The organism is Kitasatospora sp. NPDC089797 (genome assembly GCF_040684795.1).
Lineage (GTDB): Bacteria > Actinomycetota > Actinomycetes > Streptomycetales > Streptomycetaceae > Kitasatospora.
The window spans coordinates 1-4,127 of sequence record NZ_JBFBGS010000109.1; the positions used below are offsets into that span (position 1 = coordinate 1).

Annotated in this window: 6 protein-coding genes; 3 read left to right on the forward strand and 3 right to left on the reverse strand. The window is 73.9% G+C overall.

Going from position 1 to position 4,127, the window contains the following annotated elements; translation table 11 throughout:
* The first annotated feature begins 246 nt into the window (after positions 1–246).
* Complete coding sequence (locus tag AB0O91_RS41065) at positions 247–1,113, forward strand: oxidoreductase (protein ID WP_363444641.1); 867 nt, start codon at positions 247–249, stop codon at positions 1,111–1,113.
* Between the two features lie 71 nt (positions 1,114–1,184).
* Here the strand turns inward: AB0O91_RS41065 and AB0O91_RS41070 are convergent, their stop codons facing one another.
* Together AB0O91_RS41070 and AB0O91_RS41075 are read right to left on the reverse strand one after the other, a co-directional pair.
* Positions 1,185–1,790 carry an NAD(P)H-dependent oxidoreductase gene (locus AB0O91_RS41070; protein ID WP_363444644.1) on the reverse strand — a complete coding sequence of 202 codons (606 nt, stop codon included), beginning with the start codon at positions 1,788–1,790 and terminating at the stop codon, positions 1,185–1,187.
* A 52-nt stretch (positions 1,791–1,842) separates the two neighbouring features.
* Entirely contained in the window at positions 1,843–2,346 is a 504-nt protein-coding gene (locus AB0O91_RS41075; protein WP_363444647.1) for a DUF4440 domain-containing protein, read from the reverse strand.
* Positions 2,347–2,444: 98 nt separating this feature from the next.
* On the opposite strand from AB0O91_RS41075, the gene AB0O91_RS41080 reads away from it, so the two are divergent.
* Complete coding sequence (locus tag AB0O91_RS41080) at positions 2,445–2,894, forward strand: MarR family transcriptional regulator (RefSeq protein WP_363444650.1); 450 nt, start codon at positions 2,445–2,447, stop codon at positions 2,892–2,894.
* A 72-nt stretch (positions 2,895–2,966) separates the two neighbouring features.
* On the opposite strand, the gene AB0O91_RS41085 is transcribed toward AB0O91_RS41080, so the two are convergent.
* Positions 2,967–3,338, reverse strand: a complete 372-nt coding sequence (locus AB0O91_RS41085; protein WP_363444656.1) for a MerR family transcriptional regulator — start codon at positions 3,336–3,338, stop codon at positions 2,967–2,969.
* Between the two features lie 194 nt (positions 3,339–3,532).
* On the opposite strand from AB0O91_RS41085, the gene AB0O91_RS41090 reads away from it, so the two are divergent.
* Positions 3,533–4,027, forward strand: a complete 495-nt coding sequence (locus tag AB0O91_RS41090; RefSeq protein WP_363444653.1) for a peptidylprolyl isomerase — start codon at positions 3,533–3,535, stop codon at positions 4,025–4,027.
* The last annotated feature ends 100 nt before the right edge of the window (positions 4,028–4,127 follow it).

The window sequence follows — 4,127 nt, forward strand, 5'->3', positions numbered from 1 at the left end:
GGGCACCAACCAGGTCCAGCGGATCGTGATGGCCCGCAACCTGCCGTAACGGCCCGCCGACCAGCCCGGACGAGCCCCGACGACCGGCCCGGTCCGCCCACCGGCCGTCGGGGCCGACCGCATCCGCGCGGTCGGGGGCCGTCGTTCGTCCGGCGTCGAACCTTCCTGGACGGGCGGGCCGCCGCAGTGACATAAATGATCGTCAACTCGACTGCACCGCACGACGATCACGGGAGACCAGGGATCATGAGCAACACCTCCGAGCAGCACGCCGACGGCAGGGTCTGGCTGATCACCGGAGCCAACTCCGGCTTCGGCCGGGCGATCGCCGACGCCGCGCTGGCGGCCGGGGACACCGTCGTCGCGGCCGCCCGTCGCCCCGAGACGCTGGCCGAAGCGGCCGCGGCCCACCCGGGCCGACTGATCCCGGTGCAGCTCGACGTGACCGATCAGGAGCGGATCCCCGCCGTGGTCGCCGAGACCGTCCGGCGGCACGGCCGGATCGACGTCCTGGTGAACAACGCCGGGCGCGGGGTGATCGGCGCGGTCGAGGAGACCACCGACCGTGAGCTGCGGGACCTCATGGAGCTGCACTTCTTCGGCCCGGCCGCGCTCACCAGGGCCGTGCTGCCGCACATGCGGGCGCGGGGCGCCGGCGCCGTGGTGCAGATGAGCAGCATGGGCGGCCGCTTCTCCTTCCCCGGCGTGGGCGGCTACTCGGCGACCAAGTTCGCGCTGGAGGGCCTGACCGAGGCCCTGGCGCTGGAGGTGGCCGACTTCGGGATCAAGGTGCTGATCGTCGAGCCGGGCGCGTTCCGGACCGGCTTCGCGGGCGGCGGCGCGCTCGCCCAGGCCACCCCGATCGCCGCGTACGAGCCGGTGGTCGGCCCGGTCCGCAGCGGCCTGCCGGACTCCGACGGCAAGCAGCCGGGCGACCCGGTGAAGGCCGCCGAGGCGATCCTGACCGCGCTGGCGGCGGAGCGGACGCCGCTGCGCCTGGCGCTCGGCACCGACGCGGTCGACGCGGTCCTGGGCACCCTGGAGGGCGCGCGCCGGGAGGCCGAGGCCTGGGCGGCCGTCGGCCGCGGCACGGACTTCCCGGCCGGCGCGTAGCGCGGCCGTTCCGCAGCGGGGCTGCGCGGGAAGCCCGTCCCGGGTCGTGGCGGAGGCCGGGCTGTAGCGGCTCAGGCCTGCGGGTCGAGCAGCGCGGCGGCCTGGTCCCGGGCCTGGCGGAGCCAGTCGGCCCGTTCGGCGGCGGGGGAGTCGGTGACGGTGCGGAACACCGTCCGCCGGACGTCGGTGATCCCGACGTACGGCAGGACGCAGGCCGTCCAGATCCGGTCCAGCGGGTCGCCGAACTCCTCGCGCTCGCGGGCCTCGGGGGTGTCGGAGGTGTTCAGCACCAGGGCCCGTCCGGCGCGGAGCAGTCCGGCCGGTTCGCCGTCGGCGGTGCCGAGCTTGTAGGCGACGCCGGGGGCCAGGACCCGCTGGACCCAGCCGGTGAGGACGGCGGGCGGCATGCCCCACCAGTTGGGGTGGATCAGCACCAGCGCGTCCAGGGTGGCCACTTCGGTGCGGTGCAGGGCGAGCCGGGGGTCGGCGGACGCCCCGGCGTCGGCCACCGTGCCGGTCTCCGCGGCGGTGAGCAGCGGCTCGAAGCCGTCGGCGTACAGGTCGTGCGCCCGGACCTCGCAGCCGCGGCCGCGCAGTTCGTCCACCACGGCCCGGTACAGCGCGTGGTTGAAGCTGTCCGGTCGCGGATGGGCGAGGTAGACCCCGATCCGGCTCATGTTCCGTCCCCCTCAGGCTGGTTGGGGGCGATGCTAGGCCCTCGCCGGTGGATCACGCCGTCCGGGCGGCCGTGAAGTGGGCGAGGGCCTGCTCGGCGGGGACCGGGGTGAACGGCTCGACGGCGGTGACGGTGAAGCGGGAGAGCCGCAGGTGGGACTCGCCGGTGTCGGTGAGCGTCCAGGCGTGCCGGGTGCGGGCGGTCATCGGGCTGCCGTCGACGGCGATGCCCTGCCAGTCGAAGTCGACGGCCAGGTCGTAGGTGCGGCCGGGGCCGGGCGTGACGGTGAGCCCGCGGACGTGGTGCAGGCTGAGCCGGACGGCCGCCCGGGTGCCGTCGTACCAGGCGGCGACCTCGTCGTGGTCGCGCAGCACCCGCCCGTCGGGGAGGGTCATCACCAGGTCGTCGGCGAGCAGTTCGCGCAGGGGTTCGGCGTCGCCGGTGGTGCGCTCCAGCAGTTCCAGCCAGCGGTAGAGGAAGGCGCGGGCGCGGTTCTCGGCGGCGGCGGTGGTCAGGGTGGCGCGGAGGCGGTCCGCGGCGGTGTCGTGCTCGGTCATGCGGGGGCCCTCGTCCGGTCCGGGAACAGTGTGTTGCGTGCGCACGCACACAGTAGCCATTGTGTGCACGCGCACGCAACCTCGGTACGATGAACGGCATGGATCGCGCCGAACTCACCCTGGGCCCGCTGTCGGAGCAGGACCACGCCTTCTACGGCCTGGTCTGGGCGGGCACCACCCTGGCCGCCCGGATCGACCGGGAGCTGACCCGGGTGCACGAGCTGCCGCTGTCCTGGTTCGAGGTGATGCTCTGGCTGGCCGGGCAGCAGGAGCCGGTGGCCGCCTCCGACCTCGGCGCCAAGACCATGCTCAGCCGCAGCCAGGTCTCCCGGGTGGTGGACGCCCTGGCCGGGCGCGGACTGGTCGCCCGCACGCCCTCCGCCTCGGACGCGCGCTCGGTGCGGATCGAGCTGACCGAGCCGGGCCGCGCCCTCTTCGCCGAGGCCGACGCCACCCGACGGGCCGTCCTGGCGCCGGTGTTCACCGACCGGCTGGACGAGGCGGACATCGCGGCGCTGGAGACCGTCTGGCGCAAGCTCAAGGCCTGACGGGCACGAGCTCTAGGCCTGACCGGCGCGAGCTCGGGGCCTGACCGGCGCAAGCCCGGGCCCGCCCCGGCGCTACGCCGCCGCAGAGGCCCCCGAGGCGCCGGCGATCACCTCGTCCAGGACCTCCCGCGAGCGCAGCAGATCGGCGATCATCCGGTCGATCCGGGCCCGGGCCGCGGTCAGCTCCTCGACCAGCATGGGCGTGGCGGTCTCGTTCGGCCCGCCGTCGGAATCCCGCATGCAGGGCAGGATCTTGTAGATGGTGCGGCTGTGCAGCCCCGCCGCGAACAGCTCCTGGATGTGCACCACCCGGTCCACCGCCGCCGCCGGGTACTCCCGGTGCCCGCCCGGGGTGCGCTGCGCGGCCAGCAGGCCCTGCTCCTCGTAGTACCGCAGCGAGCGCTCGCTCACGCCCGTGCGCCGGGCCAGTTCGCCGATCCGCATGCCGTCCACCCCGCCGTCCACGCCGCCGCTCCGACCGAAGGTTCGAACCCGACGGCGATGGTAGCCCCCGCCGTGCCGCTCCGCCCCGTGCCCGGACGGCGGGGCCCGGACGGCGGGGGCGGAAACACGCCGTTGTGACCTCGGGTCCCGAGGGGTGGCGCGCGGCGCTTTGCCGCTCGTGCCATGATCCCTGCATGGGTTCCAACGTTTTCTTCGACATCACCATCAACGACGAGCCGGCCGGCCGCATCGTCTTCAAGCTGTTCGACGACGTCGTCCCGAAGACCGCTCGCAACTTCCGCGAGCTGGCCACCGGCCAGAACGGCTTCGGTTACGAGGGCTCCGGCTTCCACCGCGTCATCCCGGCCTTCATGCTGCAGGGCGGTGACTTCACCAACCACAACGGCACCGGCGGCAAGAGCATCTACGGCGAGAAGTTCGCGGACGAGAACTTCCAGCTCAAGCACGACCGCCCGGGCCTGCTGTCGATGGCCAACGCCGGCCGCAACACCAACGGCTCGCAGTTCTTCATCACCACCATCGTCACGGACTGGCTGGACGGCAAGCACGTCGTCTTCGGCGAGGTCGTCGAGGGCCTGGACCTGGTGAAGAAGATCGAGGGCCTCGGCTCGCAGAGCGGCCGCACCTCGGCCACGATCAAGATCGCCAAGTCCGGCGAGATCGCCTGATCACCGTCCTCCGGGACCGGTGACGACCACCGCCCCGGAGCGGGGAGTCGGCCCGGCCCCACCGCCACCCCTCGACGCCCGACGGGCGGTGCGCCACACT